The sequence below is a fragment of the Paenibacillus typhae genome, assembly GCF_900099765.1.
Lineage (GTDB): Bacteria > Bacillota > Bacilli > Paenibacillales > Paenibacillaceae > Paenibacillus_AQ > Paenibacillus_AQ typhae.
This window is the reverse complement of record NZ_FNDX01000008.1, coordinates 15,428-34,821: the sequence shown is the minus strand read 5'-3', so window position 1 is coordinate 34,821 and position 19,394 is coordinate 15,428. Positions and strand designations below refer to the sequence as shown.

Sequence of the window (19,394 nt, the reverse complement as noted above, 5' to 3'; positions counted from 1 at the left end):
CAAAAACTATACATTAGTGATACAAATATCATACATACTTTATTTACCCCTGTAAACAGCTACCCCTAACCGGGTTGCCGGAAAAAGCAGGATAATTTTATCTGCAGCCCTTGAATTCCTCTGTTTGACTCACAAAACTGCACAAAAAAACCCTTCCGCCCACCCGCAGGTGATTCAGAAAGGCTTATGCAAAGTCGTCTCAGCGCTGATTTCTTGCTCCCGTAAATGAATAATCAAACCATTCCTGCCAGCGTTCCGCAGGCACTCCTATAACCTCAGCAGCTTCCGGGACAGGCTCCTCTGCCGCTTCATAGGCTTTGCCCCCCAGAATAAACCGTATTCCCGGCCGTATGGCCTGCAGGCGTGTGATCAGTTCTTTACAGTAAGGCAGCAGCTCCTTGTCTGTAACCGACAGGCAGACTGCTCCGATCCGGTTCTGCGTTTCCAGCATGGCTACAACTCCCCCCTCCGGGGTATTGGCACCCAGATATACGACCTCAACCCCGTTTTTACGCAGAAATAGCGAGAACAGCAGCAGACCGACCTGATGATGCTCTCCTTCCGGACAAAAGGCCAGCACTTTCGGCAAGTGGGCATACACAGGGAACAGGTGGAAAAACTGATAAAAGCGGTTAGAGACCATATGGGTCATGTAATGCTCCTGCGCCACCGTCGCCGAGCCTTCCTCCCAGGCATCGCCCACTCTGATCAAAATCGGGACGAGCACCTGATGGAACATTGACTCATAGCCGTACATGGAAAAGCCGAAATCAATCAGCGCATTCGCCCGCTCGCCCTGGAATTCATACAGCGCTGAATAAATCTGCTGCTTCATCTTCTCAAAGGCTTCCCGCGGTGTCCCGACGGCCCCTGCCGGCCCTTCGGCAGCCGGATTTTCTTTACGGGCCTTCAGCAGCCGCACGGCGTGTGAAATGCTGATTCCCTGCTTCTCAGTCTGCTCCTTCAGCCAGCGCAGGTCTTCAATATTCTCCTGGGTATACAGCCTGTAGCCGGATTCCGTCCGCTCAGGAGTAACCGCCTGATACCTGTTTTCCCAGGCTCTTAATGTGACAGACGGTATGTCCAGCATTTCGACGACCTGTTTAATCGAGTACACGTTGCACCCCACTCTCTTTCCGTAACCCGTTCATAGTATTTAGATATTCAAACCTTATACAAATCATTTACACTCATTATACATTTGTACTTGTGTTATGTCATCAGATGCAGTTAGCCTGTTATCTGTAACGCTTTAGGAATAACCTTCCATGCTTCAGCAAAAAATGCAAGTTGAGGCGTTCAGGCTTTTTGGATACAGCTGCTTCACTTATGCTTCCGGGGAGGTAATAGATTGTTACAATATCCGGAGCAGACCCAGGAGGATCCCTCAATGAATTCAAGCAGACAACCCGGCACAGAAGAACACCTTTATCGATCCAGCAATTCCATAAGCGGCCCGTCCTCTGCCCCCTCCAGGCCCGGGCGGCAGCACCGCCATATTTTTTTGTCTGCTGCCCTGCTGCTCCTGGTCTGGCTGGCCGGTGTCATGATCTACCAGACGCATAAGCCGCTACCGCCTGGAATTTCCTATGAAAGCCCTCTTTATAAGGTAGATGACGTCCATTTTTGGCATGATCTTACTTATCCGGACGGCAGCGCGGACGGAGGGCGGGAAGAACAGATTCTGCCAAGGATTCTGCAGATTATCGAGGAGTCCAGACAGTTTCTCGTTATCGACCTGTTCCTGTTCAATGACTATACCCATAAGGACCAGCAGTTCCCGGCGGTCAGCGGGGCGCTAACCGATAAGCTTATTGCCCATAAAGCCGCTTATCCGGCTATGGACATTGTTTTTATCACCGATGAGGTTAATACCAACTACGGCTCTGCCCCCAATCATCTGCTGGAGGAGCTGAAGGCCGCCGGTATCAGGGTGGTCATCACAGATACAGACAAGCTCCGCGATTCCACGCCTGCATACTCCGCAGTATGGCGTACCTTCATTCAATGGTTCGGGCAGTCGGGCAACGGCTGGATTCCCAATCTGATGGCCAGCGGCGGGCCCGATATAACCGCACGCTCCTATTTGAAGCTGCTGAATGTAAAAGCCAATCACCGTAAAGTGGTAGTCAGTGAGCAGTCAGCCCTGATTTCTTCAGGCAATGTGCATGACCCGAGCGCCTACCATTCCAACATTGCGCTGGAGGTGCAAGGCCCGGTTATCGCCGACATTCTGCGCACCGAACAGGCGGCGGCTGACCTCTCCGGTGCAGGCCCGCTTCTGACCGGGACACCGGAGTATTCGCAGACCGCAGACGGGCCGCTGGATATCCGCTATCTGACCGAAGGCAAAGTCTATAAATATACACTGGAGGGCATCCGGAGTGCCGGAGAAGGCGATACCATCTGGATGGGTATGTTCTACCTGGCCGATGATGCCGTTATCCGCGAGCTGCTGGAGGCAGCAGAGCGCGGTGCAGAGGTGCGGCTGCTGCTGGACCCGAACCAGAATGCCTTCGGCCGCGACAAAATCGGCATCCCCAACCGCCCTGTAGCCCTGAATCTAAACGAGCGTTCTGGCGGAAAGATTGCCATTCGCTGGTATAACACCGGAAAGGAGCAGTATCATACCAAGCTGATGTTCATCGCCAAGGCCTCCGGCAAATCTATTGTGCTGGGCGGCTCAACGAACTTCACAACCCGCAATCTGGATGATTATAATCTAGAAAATAACCTGTGGGTGTCCGTACCGCAGGATCAGCCGCTGTATGCAGAGATGACCGGCTACTTCAGCCGGCTGTGGAATAACCAGGGAGCCGAATACAGCCTGCCGCTTGAGGAGTACCAGAGCGGAGTTACCTGGCTGAAATACCTCCTTTACCGGGTGCAGACCAGGCTGGGCCTCACCACCTTTTAAGCATAGGCAGACGAATAACCGCCGGGAAGCCTGAGTCGCTTCTTTCCGGCGGTTATTGTATTTGCCTGTGCTTGTCTATGTTGCGTAAGCCTGGTCTCTGCTTACAGCAGCGGCGACATGAGCCGGGCTGCCGATTCCAGCAGCCGCTCCAGCAGCCGTTTGTTCATAAAAGCCTCATGCACAATCTGGCGTGTGGACAGCAGATCACGCTCGAAGTCAGCCACAATGCGGGCTACACTCTCCGTCTGCAGCAGCAGCGCATTCACCTCAAAATTCAGGTGGAAGCTGCGCATATCCATATTGGCTGTACCGATTGTGGCCACCTCCCCGTCGATGATGAGCAGCTTGGAGTGAATAAAGCCCTTCTCATATTCATAAATCTTCACACCGGACTCCAGAAGAACCGGAAAATAGGAATGCGAAGCCAGGAACGGCAGCCATTTGTCCGGCTTGGCGGGGAACAGCAGACGCACATCAAGCCCGGACATGGCCGCTACCCGCAGCGCGGTCAGAATGTCCTCATCCGGGATGAAGTAGGGGCTGGCGATCCACACCGATTTTTCCGCAGAGGTAATCATGGAGAAAAAGATATTCTTCAGCGCCCGCCGCTCGTTATCCGGCCCGCTGGCAATAATCTGCACGGCGCCGTCCCCATTGGTAAATCGCAGTTGGGGCGAGAGATAATCCTGCTCCAGGATCGACTCGCCGGTAGTGTGCATCCAGTCCTGCAGGAAGATAATCTGCATTGTCCGCACCGCCTCGCCCCGCAGCAGCATATGGGTATCCCGCCAGAAGCCGTACGTTTTGCTCCGGCTCAGGTATTCGTCCCCGACGTTCAGCCCGCCCATGAAACCCACATCCCCGTCGATCACGACGATTTTGCGGTGATTGCGGTAGTTAACCCGGCTGGAGAAAAAAGAGGTGGAATTGCCGTAAGCCGCCACCCTCACCCCCGCATCAGTCATTTCCTTCAGAAAAGCCTTGGAGAGCTGCATGCTGCCTACGGCATCGTACATAAATCTGACGGCAACACCTGCACGGGCCTTCTCGATCAGAATCTGCTGAATCCGCGTACCGATGTGGTCTGCCCGAAAGATGTAGTACTCCATATGGATATGATGCTGCGCCTGCCGCAGCTCCAGCAGCAGCGTGCCGAACGTTTCCTCCCCGTTGGTCAGAATCCGGGTCTCCGAGCTGAACGAGACCGGCGTCCGGGCCAGCCGCTGAGACAGCCCCAGCAGCTTCTGGCGGGTGGAATCAAATATCGACCAGTCCTGATATGTATGCAGGGCATCGTTCTCGATCCGCTCGTAGGCCATAAGGTCACGCTGCGCTTTTTTGTCATATTTGCGCCGTTTAAATACGTTCTGTCCGAACAGAAAATAAAACACCAGTCCAAGCACCGGAATAAGCGCCAGCAGCAGAATCCAGGCCATCGTAGTGGAGGGGTTACGATTCTCCATAAAAATACCCAGGCCGATGGAGATTACCGTCAGCGTGGAGAAAATACTGATGATCGTCCCCGCCGTACTGCCAAAAATGCCGAATCCGAAATAATAAAATGCCAGCAAAGCTGCAATGATGACCAGAGCCTGCAATCCTCTTCTCATAGACAACCTACTCTCTTCTTCAACCTTTCAACACTTGAATTTCCCATCTATATATTACCTGAAGAATCGGTTTCTTCCTACTGGTTTGAATTGGCCCGGAATCTATACTATAATCTTTTTGACCCTTCAGTCAATTGTAGAACCACCAAGTCAGAAAGGGGCTATAACAGCTTGTGGCTGATAAAAATGCAAACAGACAGGAACTGATTATCAAGACCGCCATGCAGCTGTTCGCGGTAAAGGGCTCCACCTCCACCTCCATGCAGGAAATTGCCGAGCTGTGCGGGATCTCCAAGGGCAGCCTCTATCTGGTATTCAAATCCAAGGAGGAGCTGGAGCGCAGCATTTACATGCACTGCTTGCGGATGATCCATGATCCGCTTCAGCGGGAAGAGCTGCAGAGCCGCAGCAGCCCGCGGGAAAAGCTGCGTAACCAGGTGGAGATTCTGCTGACCCATGTATACGAGCTGCGCGAGTTTTTGCAGCGGCAGTTTCAGGAGCTGGCCGGGAAAGGCGGCAATGAAGTGCCGGAATGGATCCGCAAGGCAAGTGCACCGCTTGTACTGTGGTTCCAGAACAAGCTGAACACACTCTACGGCCCTCAGATTCTCCCTTACACAGGGGACCTGTTCCTGTTCGCGGACGGCATGCTCCATGCCTTCATCCGGTTGATCTTTGGCCAGGAATCGCAGGTTGCGATCTCGCGCATGGCGGATCATCTGGTCGATCTGCTCGACATTGTTGCGCAAGGCCTGCTGACCGGCCGTCAGGAGCCGCTGATTACCGCCGGCGTGCTGGAGAGCTGGCTGAACGGCCATGAAGGCAGCCGGCGCCGCAGTCCGCTGCAGCTCATCAAAGAGATGCGGAATACGCTCAGCAGCGCTCCGTCTGACGGGCAACCGGACGCAGACGATGGTCTGGAGTCCCTGTCCATTCTGGAGAGCGAATTCCTGATGCCGGAGCCCCGCAAAGCGATTATCCGGGGAATGATTGCCAACCTCCAGGCCTATCCGGCTGTGCAGGGGGAGCTTGAAGCACTGCAAAAGCTAGTTTCGCCTTACATTCCAAATTCATGCGCTTTTTTAGAGAGAGGAGCAGAAACGTAACTTATGAAAAGCCTGATTCAATTTTCACTCAAAAACAAATTTGCGATTTGGCTTCTGACGATCATTATCGTATTCGCCGGACTGTACAGCGGTCTGACGATGAAGCAGGAGACACTGCCTAATATCAGCATCCCTTATCTCAGCGTTACAACGATATATCCGGGTGCAGCGCCTGAGGGCGTCGTTAATGATGTCAGCAAGCCGCTGGAGCAGAAGCTCCGCAATGTGGACGGTGTCAAGACCATTACATCGTCATCGCTGGAGAATGCCTCCAGCATCCAGATTGAGTTCGATTACGGAACAAATCTGGATAATGCCACAGCCGCTGTACGCGAGGCGCTGAATGAAGTGACTCTGCCGGAGGATGCCCGGAAGCCGCAGATTTCCCGGTTCAGCCTAAGCTCGCTGCCGGTGATCTCGCTCAGCCTGGCGGGCAACGGCCCGGCGGATCTTGAGGAGCTTACCCGTATTGCTGAGAACGACATCCGGCCTGCCTTGGAAGATATCGAGGGTGTCGCCTCCGTGTCGATCGCCGGCCAGTATGTGAAGGAAGTCTCCCTCAAGTTTGACCAGGCGAAACTCAAGCAATACGGCCTGACCGAGGATACGGTAAAAGGCATTGTCCAGGCCTCGTCCCTGCGTGTACCGCTTGGCCTGTTTGAATTGGACGAATCACAAAAGGCGGTTGTCGTAGACGGCAATATCAGCACGGTGGAGGATCTTGAAAATCTGACTGTGCCGCTTGTGCCTTCCGCTGCCTCGGGTTCAGCCGATGCCGGTGCAGGTGCCGCTGGTGCTGCTGGTGCTGGCGCGGCTAATGCAGCTGCCGCCGGACTTCCGACCGTGAAGCTTGGAGAGCTTGCCGCAATTGAGGTTACCGGCAAATCGGAGTCGATCTCTCGTACGAACGGCAAGGAATCCATCGGCATCCAGATTGTGAAGGCTAATGATGCCAATACGGTTGAGGTTGTAAACAGCGTCAAGGACAAGACCGAGGAGCTTAAACAGCAGTACGGGTCGCTTGACCTGACTGTACTGCTTGATCAGGGTAAGCCGATTGAGGATTCTGTGCATACGATGCTGTCCAAAGCTGTTTTTGGCGCCCTTTTCGCAGTCCTGATCATCCTGCTGTTCCTGCGGAATATCCGCTCCACCATCATTTCCATTATCTCCATTCCGCTGTCGCTGCTCATTGCTGTGCTGTGTCTGCGCCAGATGGACATTACCCTGAATATGATGACGCTGGGCGCGATGACCGTGGCCATAGGCCGGGTAGTCGATGACTCGATTGTCGTTATCGAGAATATTTACCGCCGCATGTCGCTTTCCGGCGAGAAGCTGCGCGGCAGAGAGCTGATCAGCGCGGCTACACGCGAGATGTTCGTACCCATCATGTCTTCGACGATTGTTACGATCGCCGTATTCCTGCCGCTTGCTTTTGTCAGCGGAATGGTGGGCGAGCTGTTCCTGCCGTTTGCCCTGACCATGGTCTTCTCGCTGATTGCTTCCCTGATTGTGGCTATCACGCTTGTGCCTGCACTGGCTCATTCCCTGTTCCGGGGCGGCCTCAAAAAAGGCAAAAAAGTGCACGAGGAAAAACCGGGCAGAATGGCTGCCGGCTATCAGAGAATCCTGGACTGGTGTCTCTCTCATAAACTGATTACATTTGGAGCCGCAGTTCTGCTGCTTGCAGGCAGCTTGTTCCTGATCAAACCGATCGGGGTCAGCTTCATGCCTTCCCAGGAGGACAAGAGTGTAATTATGACCTTCACGCCAAAAGCCGGACAGACGGCTGAGGATGTACAGGAGCATGGTCTGGAGGCTGAGAAATTCATTCTCGCCCAGAAGCATGTGACCAACCTGCAGTACTCCATCGGGGGCAGCGGGTTTATGGGAATGGGTTCTAATAACTCCGGCCTTTTCTATATTACCTATGACAGCGATACTCCAGACTTTGAGACGGTAAAAGAAGAGCTAATTGAAAATCTGACGGCTGAAGTGCCGGATGGCGTGTGGGGTGACATGTCCGGTATGACCGGCGGCGGTCTCGGCGGCAATACGCTGACTGTAAATATCTTTGGCGACACGCTGGAGCAATTGAAGCCGGTGGCCGACGAGATAGCCGGCATTGTGAATGCCGACACCAAAAACTTCAAGGATGGGGATACCAGCCTCTCTGAATCCTATGAGCAATACACGATCGTTGCCGATCAGGCCAAGCTCAGCTCGCTCGGTCTGACTGCCGGACAGCTCGCGATGAAGCTGAGCCCGGTGAATACCCGTCCGGTGCTGACTGAAGTGGCTGTGGACGGTAAGAACTACAACGTCTACATTGAAGCTGATACAACCACTTACAGCAGCATTCAGGAGATGGAAGACGCCATGCTCGCCTCGCCGCTTGGATTTACAGTGCCGGTCAGCCAGGTCGCAACCATCGAAAAAGGCACTTCACCGGACTCGATCACCCGGATCGACGGTAAAATGAGCGTAGAAGTCACTGCAGACATTATCGCTACTGACGTAAACAGTGCTTCCAACACTGTGAAGGAAAAAATAGAAGCGCTCGATCTCCCTGATGGAGTCACCGTCTCCTTTGGCGGTGTAACCGAGCAGATCAATGAAACCTTCGGCCAGCTTGGAATCGCCATGGCAGCGGCCGTTGCCATTGTATACTTTGTGCTCGTCGTCACCTTCGGCGGCGGTCTGGCACCGTTCGCGATCCTGTTCTCCCTGCCGTTCACCGTCATTGGCGCCCTCGTTGCCCTGCTGCTGGCCGGGGAGACGCTGAATGTCTCCGCGCTCATGGGCGCGCTGATGCTGATCGGGATCGTCGTAACCAACGCGATCGTACTGATTGACCGTGTCATCCACAAAGAAAATGAAGGAATGACCACGCGGCAGGCTCTGCTTGAGGCCGGCGGCACCCGTCTCCGCCCGATTCTGATGACGGCGCTGGCCACCATCGGTGCACTGCTTCCGCTGGTCACCGGCCTTGAGAACAGCGCCGGCATTATTTCCAAGGGACTCGGCGTGACCGTTATCGGCGGGCTGGTCAGCTCTACCCTGCTGACACTCGTTGTCGTGCCGGTAGTCTATGAGTTCCTGATGAAATTCCGCAAGAAGCAGGCCCAGGAGTAAATTATAGAAAGCCGAAAAAGGCGCCTTCCCTAAACGGAAAGGCGCCTTTTCAGCATTAAGTATATTCAGATATAGCTAGGATAGCGTTCCCGCCATCCTATGCCATTGTTGAGGCGCTGCTCTCCAGCGAGGCCCTCCAGGCACGCAGCATCTGCAGATCCTGCGGCAGAAATTCCTCCAGCATATGGCTAAGGCCCAAATACAGCGGGCTGGACGTTGCGGCATTCAGCCGGCTGCAGAACTGCGGCGTCCACTTCAGCAGATGCTCCTCCAGGAAGCGTACCTGGATATCCAGAAGCTCCATTGCGCTGCGCACAGAGAAGCTGTTGAACAGCATCCGTTCATGCATAACGGCCATGAATTCCAGTTCAATTGAGATATGGTCATCCGCTTCGCCGCTGCACTTCTTAAATACAACACCTGCAGAAGCATACAGCTCGGACAGCTCATTGCAGAATTCCTGCTCCCGGCCGAGCTGAATAGCCTCGCGTGCAGAGAACAGGCTGGCAGAGCGCTCGTTCATCAGTCTCACATACTCGGCCTTCTCCTTCTCGCAGATCTGTGGAAGCTCCGACGGGTCCTGGCCGCACAGGTAGCGCTTCAGCTCCCTGCCGCCCTCCGTCAGCTCTGCAGCAATACTCATCTGCCGGTTCGCTCTCCACTGGGCGACAAGCGAAAGGGACGGCTTTCGGCCGTAAAAATCAACCAAGATCTGATATATTAAACCGCGGCTCTCGAGCCAGCGGCTAAACACCTCCGGTACAACAAGCGCTGGAACAGTGGGTATCGTCATTTTGCAAAACCTCCCTATTGGTTTGACCGGGCGCATCTTCTGAGGCAGCTGATCAGCTGCTGCGCTTCCGGTATCATAGCTGTGTCTTTCGCAAAAGATCAAATGTAAAGACTTCTGTCTAGGCACCTTTATTATATCGAACATGTAAAGCGCTTTCGGTGAGCATTCTATGTCCATTGGGATAAATTGTCGCACTTCTGTCAAATTTAGACTGCGCCTCGGTACTATTGTCCCCCTATCATTTAGGTTGTCCTTTTATTGACGGGAACTATTGTAGTCTTTAAAATTTAATATAAAATGCATCATGAAGAAGGGAGGAGCTTATGGAACCGTTGACCGACCCTTTTGGACGATTACATGATTATCTCCGCATTTCGGTTACAGACCGCTGCAACCTGCGCTGCATTTATTGTATGCCGGCGGAAGGAATGCAATTCCAGCCGCAGGACGAGATTATGAGCTATGAAGAAATTACCGCTGTCATGAAGGCGCTCGCGCCGCTCGGGCTGCGCAAAGTACGGCTCACCGGCGGAGAACCGCTGGTGCGCAAGGATCTGGAGCAGCTTGTCTCCATGATTGCTGCCATACCAGGGATTGACGATATCTCACTCACAACCAACGGCATGATGCTCCCCTCCAAAGCCGCCCTGCTGAAGCAGGCCGGGCTATCGCGGGTGAATATCAGCCTTGATTCACTGAAGCAGGACCGCTTCTCGATGATCACGCGCGGCGGTGATGTCTCAAGGGTCCTGAAGGGAATTGAAGCCGCCCATGCGGCCGGTCTCTCCCCGATCAAGCTGAACGTCGTGCTGATGAAGGGCATCAACGATGATGAAATCAAGGATTTCATCTCGCTCACTTTGAACAGCCCGCTTAATGTGCGATTCATTGAATATATGCCGATCGGCAGTGCCAGTGATTCCTGGCGGCAGACCTATCTGCCGCTGGAGACGGTCATCGACGCCTGCACTGCGGCCGGCTGGACAACCGAGGAAGCCGGGATGCCCTCCGGCAACGGACCTTCACAGAACCGGCGCGTTACCGGTGCGCAGGGCACCTTCGGGCTGATCCATCCGGTCAGCGAGCATTTCTGCGACAACTGCAACCGGCTGAGGCTGACGGCCGACGGCCACATCAAGGCCTGCCTGTACTGGGCGGACGAATACAATGTACGCCCGCTCGTGCAGGACCCTGCGGCTGTGCAGGACTTGTTCCGCCGGGCGCTGGGCAACAAGCCGCATAATCATGAAATGGCTCTGGCCCTGGAGAAGAAGGCCCAGAGCCATACGCCGACCAAGCGGCGCATGTCGCAGATCGGCGGCTGACATAAGACGGGGGTGTTCCACCAGCCTGTAAAGGCTGTTTGGAACACCCCCGTATATTTTTTTACAAAATCCTGCAAATCGTCAGAGCCAGTTTCCATGTCACCGCTCTGTTATGCGGGATTATTTTAGGCCTGGAAGCTTCTCCACAGCTGAAGCCCCATATAAACAGCCATCGCCCAGATCAGCAGTGCCGATCCCCGGTTCAGCAGCCGGATGGCCTTGCCTGAGGTATCCGCCCGTCCGAGTATTCTCCCTGCCCCTGCCAGACCCAGAAACCACAGCCAGGATACAGCAGCCGTTGCCGCAGCGAATCCCCAGCGTTCAGCCCCTTCGTAGCCAAGCGAGCCCGTACCGATAACACCGACCGTATCCAGCAGGGCATGCGGATTCAGGAGTGACACCGACAGCGCGTAGCCGACCTGCCCCCTGGTTGAGAGCTGCTTCACCTCTCCGGATGCCGGAGCCGCCGACCATATCTGCCAGCCCATGTACCCAAGAAACAGCACGCCCGCCCCGTAGACTACCGGAGTCAGCCAGTCCAGCGTAAGCAGCAGCAGCGACACCCCACCGACTGCAGCCGCAATCAGCAGGGTGTCACACAGCGCAGCCGTTACAACGACGGGCAGCACACTGCGAAACCTTGAATGCAATGCCCCCTGGTTAAAGACAAATATATTTTGCACCCCTAACGGTAAAATCAGTCCAAAAGCCAGAATCATTCCATGTACAATTGCCTCTGTCATTATAAGCTCCCCTTTTCCGCCATTCCGTTGCCCGTTTATCGTACACGCTTCCGTCCCGCCAGTAACCATCCAAATCTTATTCAGCCTGCCAACCAAGTTAAGAACAAACTGCAGAATATGATATACTCCGGGAAAAGAGTCCACAAGAGACTAGCTGTATACGATCAATATACTCAGCATAGAAAAGGAGCCTGCCCTTTGAATTTGAACTCCAGCCGGTCGGGCGTCCCGCAAGCCCACACTCCACCGCAGAATATTGTTAACTCTGCCCCATCAGGCGTACCGCTCGGCAACGCTCCGCCTGCCGCTTATTTTCAGGAGGACTGGCGGCCCGACCCCGCTTCTCCGCTGCCGCTGCACGTGCAAATATCGTCCTGCTTCAGCGCGAGAATCAGCAGCGGCGCCTGGCCCGCGGGCATGAAGCTGGCCCCGCAGCGTGAGCTCTGCCGCCTGCTAGGCGTGAACCGCAGCACGTTAATGACGGCGCTGGGGACGCTTGCCGGGCAGGGGCTGATTGAGGGCAGACGCGGCGGGGGAACCCGGGTTACCGCTGCCGACAACCACAGTAACAACAGTACTGCTCACGGCAGCTGGAGTGATTATCTGGAGGAGGGAACACATTACCCCAATCTGCCTGCTGTGCAGGCGATCAACCGGCTTGAATTCGAGCCGGGACTGATCCGTCTCGGTACCGGCGAGCCTGCGCCTGAGCTGCTGCCCGGCGAAGCCATGACCCGGGTGCTGGCAGAGCTCGCCTCCCGGCCGTTGCCGCCGCTGGCCTACGAGGAGCCTCTCGGCAATGCCGGGCTCCGCAGCGCCGTCAGCCGCCAGCTGCTGAAGCAGGGGATTCAGGCTGAGCCCGGCTCCATTCTGATCACCTCCGGCGCGCTCCAAGGGCTGCAGCTGATTGCGCTGGGCCTCTTGCCGCGCAGCTCGACAATCCTGCTGGAGAGGCCGTCCTACCTCTACTCCATTCATGCCTTTCAATCTGCAGGCATAAAGTTCAGCGGCTTGCAGGTGGATGAGAGCGGCATGGTGGTCAGCCGGCTGGCAGCGGAAACCCTGCGGACCAGGGCGGCCATGCTCTATACCATCCCGAGCTTCCACAATCCAACCGGAATTGTCATGGATGAGACGCGGAGGCAGGAGCTGATGGCTGTGTCCGGCGGGATCGGACTGCCGATTCTGGAGGACGGGGCTTACCAGGAGCTGTGGCTGGATGCACCGCCCCCGCTGCCGCTGAAGGCATTGGACCGCGAGGGAAGAGTGCTGCATCTGGGCACACTCTCCAAGGCGGCCAGCCCGGGCCTGCGTATCGGCTGGATCGTCGGCCCGGAGCCGGTTATCCGCCGGCTCGCCGACATCAAAATGCAGACCGATTACGGTGCAAGCTCCCTGTCCCAGATGGCCGCCGCCCGGTGGCTGGACGGCGGCTACCACGAGGAGCACCTTGCCCTGCTGCGCAGCAGGCTGCGTGAACGGCGCGCGCTGATGCTGCAGCTGCTGGACGCCCACTTCAGCGGGCTGGCCACCTGGAGCGCACCCGCCGGCGGCTTCTACATCTGGCTGTCCCTGCACCGCCCGCTGCCGCTGCGCCGGCTGTTCGAGTCCGCCCGGCGGGCCGGGCTGCTGCTCAACACCGGCGATCTGTACGACCGCGGCGACAGCCGGCATCTCCGTCTTTCCTACGCCTATGCCTCTCCCGATGAGCTGCAAAGAGGCCTGCCGGCATTGGCCGCAATAATAAGAGAACCCGTCAATGTGTAACCTTAATATGTAGACAGACTCAGGACTCCCGCCGGGACGCCGGAACAAAAAGAGCAGCAGCTGACAAATTGACATTTGTCAGCTGCTGTCTCCCACAAGCTTTGCTGCGCCATATCAGGCAGCTTTATTGAAGCCGCTGCGGCAGCCGGACCACAAAATCCGTCCCCTCGCCGGGGCGGCTTGTTACCGTTATGCTGCCTTCATGGAGCTCAACAATCTTTTTTACCAGCGATAGACCCAGTCCGCTTCCGCCCCCGCTGGCGCTCCGTGCCTTATCCGCCTTGTAGAACCGTTCAAAAATCCGCGGCAGCTCCTCCTCCGCTATCCCGATTCCGCTATCCCGCAGCTCCACTTCGACGCCATGCTCCACCGGCCGCAGCCGGACATAGATCTGCCCGCCCTGCGGCGTGAATTTGATGCTGTTATGCAGCAGGTTCGTCCATACCTGGCTCATCAGATCCTGAACGGCAACGACCACGGTGTCCCCCAGGTCTGCCTCCACTTCAATATCCTTTTCCAGCCACTGCGGCTCGGCAGCCAGAATCATATCGCGCAGCTGCCTGTCCAGCCGGTACGGCTTAGCCTCAAACGGAAAGCTTCCCGCCTCCAGCGCCGACAGCTTCAGCAGATTGTCGCTGAGCCCGGACAGCCGGCTGCTCTCCGCCTCGATAATATCCAGGTAATGCTGTCTGGCCTCGGCACTGAGACCTTCATCCCGCAGGGCGCGGGCAAAGCCGCGGATAGAGGTGAGCGGCGACTGGATTTCATGCGACACATTGGAGATAAAATCCTGGCGCATAATCTCCATCCGGCCCAGCTCACTGGCCATTTCATTAATGCCCTCTACAATACTGCCGAACTGGCCGTAGCGCCGGCTGTTTTCGATCTCTACTTTGAAATTCCCCTGGGCAATCTGCCTCATGGCGGTAATGATCGGAATATAAAAAGCCCGCTCATCGCCCCGCAGACGGCCGATCAGCGCCGTTGTGCCGGCCAGCAGAAACAGAATGAGGAACTGCAGCACCATCGTCAGCAGCTGGGATTTATATGGCGTCAGGGACCAGCCAAAATGCTTCTCCAGCAGCTTTAACCCGAAATACCCGCCGTTCCACGATAGATAGAAGCCTGTAATGACCACAAGGATACCCAGAACCGCTTTGAAAATATCCGCTGCCCTGCCTCTGTCCATCTATTTATCCACCTCCAGACGGTAGCCCAGCCCGCGGATTGTACGGATGTTAAACCCGTACTGTTCCCGGGGAAACCGCTCGCGCAGCCGGCCGACATGCACATCCAGCGTCCGCTCATTCCCTTCAAAATCATAGCCCCAGATCTCCTCAATCAGCCGGTCACGCGTCAGTGTCTGGCCGGGATAGCTGGCCAGCTTGAACAGCAGCTCAAATTCCTTGAGCGGCAGGGTAAGGCTGCCGAGCTCCGAGGAGACCTCATAGGTTTTGCGGTTCATGCGTAAACGGCCAATGGTTACACTCTGCGCGGCGGAAATCTGGTAACGTTTCAGCAGCGCTTTTACCCTGGCAATCAGCACCGGCGGCTCAAACGGCTTCACCAGATAATCGTCTGTACCGAGCTCAAACCCTTTTACAATCTGTGCGGTTTCCCCCTTGGCGGTCAGCATCAGAATCGGGATATCATAGCTCCTGCGCAGCTCGCGGCACAGCTCCCAGCCGTCCATCCTGGGCATCATCACATCAATAATTGCCAGATCCGCACCGTTCTCCTCCATCAGCTTCAGCGCCTCCACACCATCGGAAGCACTATATACCTCATCCATGCCTTCAGCCTTCAAAAAGACTTCCACCAATTCGCGGATGTGCGGATCGTCGTCCGCCACCAGTATTTTGGCCATATTCCAAAGGTGCCTCCTCTCCCTCTGCCGGGGCGCTCTCCAGCTCAGGTACATTCATTTGCAGCTGCTGCTCCGCGAATTCCCGGTACAGCTCATGATCCAGCAGCAGCTCCTTGTGTGTGCCTTTGCCGGTAATCCGGCCTTTTTCCATAAAAATAATCTGGTCCGCGTTCACGACCGTCGCGAGCCGGTGGGCAATAACGATCGTCGTCCGCCCCTTCATGAGGTTCGACAAAGCCTTTTGCACAACCGCCTCAGACTGGCTGTCAAGACTTGAGGTTGCCTCATCCAGCATCAGGATCTGCGGATCACGCAGCAGCGCCCGGGCAATCGCAATCCGCTGGCGCTGTCCGCCGGACAGCTTCACACCGCGTTCACCGACATCGGTCTGATACCCGTCCGGCAGCTCCTCAATGAACTTTTCGGCATACGCCATCTCCGCAGCACGCCGCATTTCGGCTTCAGTGACCTGCCGGTCCAGCCCATAGGCGAGATTGTCGGCAATCGTTCCGGCGAGCAGGGGACTCTCCTGTGATACATAGCCGATCAGCTTACGCCAGGAGCGCAGCGAGAACGTGGAAACAGGCTTGCCGCCAAGCTTAATGAGGCCGTGATCCGGCCGATAGAAGCGTTCCAGCAATGAGAAAAGAGTTGTTTTCCCGCCGCCGCTCGGACCCACAATCGCTGTAACCTGACCCGGCTGCATGGTGAAGCTGACCTTGTTCAGCACCTGCTCGCCAGTCTTATATCCAAAGCTCAGATCTTCAATTACAATTGGCGCTTTCACCTGAACGGCTTCCTCAGCTCCTTCATACACCTCCTCTTCCGCCGCCAACGTTTCAATGATCCGTTCCGAAGCGCCTTTGGCCTTCTGGATCTGGGTGAAGAATTGGGTCAGCTGGGTCAGCGGCATCACAATCTGGATCAGATAGAGGATAAAAGCGACCAGCTCGCCAGCGGTTAACGCACCCGACGACACCTGCATACCACCGTAGCCGATAATCACCACCAGCAGCATCATGAACACGAAGGAGACCAGCGGGCTGATCATCGCACTGATTTTACCTTCCCGTATGCCAAAAGAGAGCAGATTCATAATGCCGGTCCGCCCGGCCTCATATTCTCTGGCTTCCGCCCCGGAGGACTTCACCAGCCGGATTTCTGACAGCACCCCGCTTAACGTAGCGGTAAAAGAAGCCGTTTCGTCCTGCGTCCCTTTCGATATTTTATACATCTGACGGCCCAGCGGCACAAGTATGAGCGCAGACAACGGCAGCACGGTGAACAGCACCAGCGTCATTTTCCAGTTCAGATACAGCAGGACCGAAATCGAGCCGACAATTGAAATCACGCCGGTGAAGAGGCTGGCTAGATGCTCGGAGATTAATGTTTTGAGAATCCCGGTATCATTGGTCATCCGGCTGACGCTTTCGCCTGTGCGGTTATCGTTAAAATAGGACACGGGCAGCACCAGGAATTTGCGCCACAGCCGGTCACGCAGTGCCGCTACTGTCTTTTGTCCCACATAATTCAGCAGGTAAATGGACACACCGCCGGCAATCGTCTGGGCGATGAACGCTCCGGCAATGCCCGCAATCTGCAGCCTGCTGATGGAGGCCAAGGAGAAGCCGTCGACCAGATTTTTGGTGAACATAGGGATGACAAGGCCGACCAGGGTTGAAACCATGCTCAGCAGAACGGCAACTGCAAGAAGCCCGTAGGAGGGCTTGGTCTGATGCAGCAGCTTCAGGAACGGCTTCATGGCCGCACCCTGCCGCTCCTTCCGGTCCGGTTTATTTGTATTCATGGGATTCCTCTTTTCTTGGTGGAATGATCCTCTGTAGTTTAAGGCGGATATTTAAACTGAAATTAAACAGGATCGGAAAAGTTAATGCCTTAAAGCTCAATGCACAAGCGCTGCAGCTGCTGCATAGTCCGCTGGTGTGTTCATGTTGAATACAGGAGATGGCGTATCGGCTGCAGCTGATGTAAACCCGGACTCCGGCACATACAGCACATCCAGCTTGTTAAGACAGTCCATGAACCTGTAATTCCCGGCATCAAGCGCCGCTTCCAGCACCGGAAGCACCCGCTTGTGATACAGGCCGAGGAGCGGCTGCACCCGGCCTTCCCGGGATACTGCTACTGCGGCATCTGCACCGCCGGACTGCCCGGGGCTGCCGGTATTCATTTGGCTTTCTGTATGAGCGGTGAGCATGTAACGCAGAAACTCCGCCGAGGCAAACGGCAGGTCACAGGCTGCTACCAGATTCCAATCCTGCCGCGTATGCCTGAGTGCGGCATGAAGTCCAGCCAGGGGGCCGCAGCCCGGATAGACATCCGTCACCTGCAGCAGGCCTAGGCTGCCGTACTCCAGGCGCTGCCGGGGTCCGCAGGCGATGATTGTGCTATCTGCCAGCTGCCCCAGCTCTTCAGCCAGCCGGGCCAAGACAGGCCTGCCGCCAAGCTCAAGCAGCGCTTTATCTGTACCCATCCGGCGCGAGGCTCCGCCGGTAAGTATAATTCCTGAATAACGCGTCATGTTGTCCTCCTGTTGCGGGATATAATATGATAATCGTATCAGACTTTACCATCTGAAAACAGCGGAACGGCGGGACAACAAGCGTCGGCATATGACGGGTCATAGGATGCAGAAGAACAGGCGGCTGCTGAGGCGTTATATGCATGCGGCGCTGTATTAGGCCTGACTACACTCTTTTTAAGGCTGCGTTTTATAAAACATGGTTTGTATCCCTTTTCAACTAATGTTACAGTGATATATGGGGCCTATTTCATAGTGCTTCCATGGAAGGCATGGCATCTGGCGGGAAAGGAGTGCCCAATTTGCGGGACAATGACAATAAGCAGCCAACTTTTGCCTCTCTGAAATGGTTTAACTTTTTTGTATACGGGACAGTCGTTCTGTTCACCAGCTTTTTTCCGCTTTATCTGCAGGATGTCGGCATGAACAAGCTTGAAATCGGCAGCCTGATGTCGGTAGGCGCACTGGTTTCCATCGTAGCCAATCCGTTCTGGGGAATCTGGACCGACAAGTATCAGAATATCCGGAGGATCGTCCTTGTTATGCTTACCGGGACACTGGTGCTGTCGCAGCTTGTTTTTCAGGCCTATACATATGAAATGATTTATATCTCCATCCTTTTTTTCTATTTCTTTCAGGGTCCGCTGTTTGCCCAGAGCAATACCATGATTCTCAGCTATATCGAGAATACGGGACACCGCTTCAGCTCCTACCGGCTGTGGGGGTCACTGGGCTGGGCCTTTACGGCTATTTTGGCAGGTCCGGTGATTGAGTGGGCTGGCGTTTCCGTATTATCCTATCTGTTCGCGGTGCTGCTCGGCCTGGCGATGCTCGCCCTGGTTGCACTGCCGCGGCTGAGTCACTCCATCGGGATTGCGCCGCTGCCGTTCAAGGGCTTCCGGCAGATTTTTTATAATCCGTTCTTTCTGTGCTTTATCTTCTTCGGCATCCTGGTGTCCATCCCCAATACGATGAATAACACCTTTGTGTCGCTGTATATAACCGAACTCGGCGGCAGCAAAACCATGATCGGACTCGCCGTCTTCCTCTCCTCCATTCTGGAGATGGGCGTGCTGGTGCTGTGCGACCGCTTCCTGAAGCGCAAAATTTCCGTACTGCTGGGCTTGCTGGCTGCAGTAAGCGCGCTGTTTCTGTTCCGCTGGGGCCTGATGGCCGGGGCAACTTCGCCGGTTCAGGTGGCACTCATCCAGATTCTGCACTGCATTACCTTCGGGGGCTTCTTCTATGTCGGCACCCAGCTGACGATGCTGCTTGTTCCAAAGCCTTACCGCTCCTCCGGACAGGCTCTGTATACGCTGACCTGGAGCGGCATCGCCGGCATTCTGGGCGGCGTGCTCGGCGGCTGGCTGTACCAGAACCTGGGCGCACAGAGCATGTACCAGTCCGGTGCTTTTCTCACCTTCATCGGAACCTGCGGCTTCGGCCTGATGGCACTGTTCGTCATCCGCGGCGGCTACCGCCCGAATGCCCAGGAGGAGCTGGAGGAGTTTGAGAATTAAGGGGCGAGGGTTATCAATTAGTTTCATTCAACTCCTAGTGGCCCGGAATACCGGTGATGTCATTGA

The 19,394-nt window shown here is 55.5% G+C and carries 14 protein-coding genes; 6 read left to right on the top strand and 8 right to left on the bottom strand.

Annotated elements, in window-relative coordinates; genetic code table 11:
* Nucleotides 1–199: 199 nt before the first annotated feature.
* Nucleotides 200–1,117, bottom strand: coding sequence for a MerR family transcriptional regulator (locus BLR64_RS09355; RefSeq protein WP_090713870.1), 918 nt, complete (start codon nucleotides 1,115–1,117; stop codon nucleotides 200–202).
* A 273-nt stretch (nucleotides 1,118–1,390) separates the two neighbouring features.
* Between BLR64_RS09355 and BLR64_RS09350 the strand changes: the two genes are divergently transcribed.
* Nucleotides 1,391–2,917 carry a phospholipase D family protein gene (locus BLR64_RS09350; RefSeq protein WP_090713869.1) on the top strand — a complete coding sequence of 509 codons (1,527 nt, stop codon included), beginning with the start codon at nucleotides 1,391–1,393 and terminating at the stop codon, nucleotides 2,915–2,917.
* A gap of 101 nt (nucleotides 2,918–3,018) precedes the next feature.
* Here BLR64_RS09350 and cls read toward each other — a convergent pair whose 3' ends face one another.
* A complete protein-coding gene (gene cls / locus BLR64_RS09345; RefSeq protein ID WP_090713868.1) occupies nucleotides 3,019–4,527 on the bottom strand; it encodes a cardiolipin synthase in 1,509 nt (502 codons plus the stop codon).
* A 173-nt stretch (nucleotides 4,528–4,700) separates the two neighbouring features.
* On the opposite strand from cls, the gene BLR64_RS09340 reads away from it, so the two are divergent.
* Complete coding sequence (locus tag BLR64_RS09340; RefSeq protein ID WP_090713867.1) at nucleotides 4,701–5,633, top strand: TetR/AcrR family transcriptional regulator; 933 nt, start codon at nucleotides 4,701–4,703, stop codon at nucleotides 5,631–5,633.
* Nucleotides 5,634–5,636: 3 nt separating this feature from the next.
* Nucleotides 5,637–8,771 (top strand): efflux RND transporter permease subunit, encoded by a 3,135-nt coding sequence (locus tag BLR64_RS09335; RefSeq protein WP_090713866.1) that lies wholly within the window; start codon nucleotides 5,637–5,639, stop codon nucleotides 8,769–8,771.
* 97 nt (nucleotides 8,772–8,868) lie between these two features.
* Here BLR64_RS09335 and BLR64_RS09330 read toward each other — a convergent pair whose 3' ends face one another.
* Nucleotides 8,869–9,564: a TorD/DmsD family molecular chaperone gene (locus BLR64_RS09330; RefSeq protein WP_090713865.1), complete on the bottom strand. Its 696-nt coding sequence runs from the start codon at nucleotides 9,562–9,564 to the stop codon at nucleotides 8,869–8,871.
* Between the two features lie 323 nt (nucleotides 9,565–9,887).
* On the opposite strand from BLR64_RS09330, the gene moaA reads away from it, so the two are divergent.
* Nucleotides 9,888–10,889: a GTP 3',8-cyclase MoaA gene (moaA, locus tag BLR64_RS09325; protein WP_090713864.1), complete on the top strand. Its 1,002-nt coding sequence runs from the start codon at nucleotides 9,888–9,890 to the stop codon at nucleotides 10,887–10,889.
* 125 nt (nucleotides 10,890–11,014) lie between these two features.
* Here moaA and BLR64_RS09320 read toward each other — a convergent pair whose 3' ends face one another.
* Nucleotides 11,015–11,632: a LysE/ArgO family amino acid transporter gene (locus BLR64_RS09320; protein ID WP_090713863.1), complete on the bottom strand. Its 618-nt coding sequence runs from the start codon at nucleotides 11,630–11,632 to the stop codon at nucleotides 11,015–11,017.
* Between the two features lie 360 nt (nucleotides 11,633–11,992).
* On the opposite strand from BLR64_RS09320, the gene BLR64_RS09315 reads away from it, so the two are divergent.
* The gene (locus BLR64_RS09315) at nucleotides 11,993–13,399 is read left to right on the top strand and encodes an aminotransferase-like domain-containing protein (protein WP_244157658.1); all 1,407 of its coding nucleotides are present in this window, start codon (nucleotides 11,993–11,995) and stop codon (nucleotides 13,397–13,399) included.
* 124 nt (nucleotides 13,400–13,523) lie between these two features.
* On the opposite strand, the gene BLR64_RS09310 is transcribed toward BLR64_RS09315, so the two are convergent.
* From BLR64_RS09310 to mobA, 4 genes are all read right to left on the bottom strand, one after another.
* Entirely contained in the window at nucleotides 13,524–14,588 is a 1,065-nt protein-coding gene (locus BLR64_RS09310; protein ID WP_090713861.1) for a sensor histidine kinase, read from the bottom strand.
* Nucleotides 14,589–15,266 (bottom strand): response regulator transcription factor, encoded by a 678-nt coding sequence (locus BLR64_RS09305; RefSeq protein WP_090713860.1) that lies wholly within the window; start codon nucleotides 15,264–15,266, stop codon nucleotides 14,589–14,591.
* Nucleotides 15,196–17,073, bottom strand: coding sequence for an ABC transporter ATP-binding protein (locus BLR64_RS09300; protein WP_090713859.1), 1,878 nt, complete (start codon nucleotides 17,071–17,073; stop codon nucleotides 15,196–15,198). Before BLR64_RS09300 ends, BLR64_RS09305 begins: the two co-directional genes overlap by 71 nt.
* 96 nt (nucleotides 17,074–17,169) lie before the next feature.
* Nucleotides 17,170–17,808 (bottom strand): molybdenum cofactor guanylyltransferase, encoded by a 639-nt coding sequence (gene mobA / locus BLR64_RS09295; protein WP_090713858.1) that lies wholly within the window; start codon nucleotides 17,806–17,808, stop codon nucleotides 17,170–17,172.
* 293 nt (nucleotides 17,809–18,101) lie between these two features.
* Here mobA and BLR64_RS09290 point away from each other — a divergent pair, with 293 nt between their 5' ends.
* Nucleotides 18,102–19,328 carry an MFS transporter gene (locus BLR64_RS09290; protein WP_341833374.1) on the top strand — a complete coding sequence of 409 codons (1,227 nt, stop codon included), beginning with the start codon at nucleotides 18,102–18,104 and terminating at the stop codon, nucleotides 19,326–19,328.
* The last annotated feature ends 66 nt before the right edge of the window (nucleotides 19,329–19,394 follow it).

Excerpts from the sequence above, each read along its gene's own strand:
- BLR64_RS09350 (WP_090713869.1), top strand. The coding sequence starts at position 1,391 with ATGAATTCAAGCAGACAACCCGGCACAGAAGAACACCTTTATCGATCC.
- cls (WP_090713868.1), bottom strand. The coding sequence starts at position 4,527 with ATGAGAAGAGGATTGCAGGCTCTGGTCATCATTGCAGCTTTGCTGGCA.
- BLR64_RS09335 (WP_090713866.1), top strand. The coding sequence starts at position 5,637 with ATGAAAAGCCTGATTCAATTTTCACTCAAAAACAAATTTGCGATTTGG.
- BLR64_RS09330 (WP_090713865.1), bottom strand. The coding sequence starts at position 9,564 with ATGACGATACCCACTGTTCCAGCGCTTGTTGTACCGGAGGTGTTTAGC.
- moaA (WP_090713864.1), top strand. The coding sequence starts at position 9,888 with ATGGAACCGTTGACCGACCCTTTTGGACGATTACATGATTATCTCCGC.
- BLR64_RS09320 (WP_090713863.1), bottom strand. The coding sequence starts at position 11,632 with ATGACAGAGGCAATTGTACATGGAATGATTCTGGCTTTTGGACTGATT.
- BLR64_RS09310 (WP_090713861.1), bottom strand. The coding sequence starts at position 14,588 with ATGGACAGAGGCAGGGCAGCGGATATTTTCAAAGCGGTTCTGGGTATC.
- BLR64_RS09305 (WP_090713860.1), bottom strand. The coding sequence starts at position 15,266 with ATGGCCAAAATACTGGTGGCGGACGACGATCCGCACATCCGCGAATTG.
- BLR64_RS09300 (WP_090713859.1), bottom strand. The coding sequence starts at position 17,073 with ATGAATACAAATAAACCGGACCGGAAGGAGCGGCAGGGTGCGGCCATG.
- mobA (WP_090713858.1), bottom strand. The coding sequence starts at position 17,808 with ATGACGCGTTATTCAGGAATTATACTTACCGGCGGAGCCTCGCGCCGG.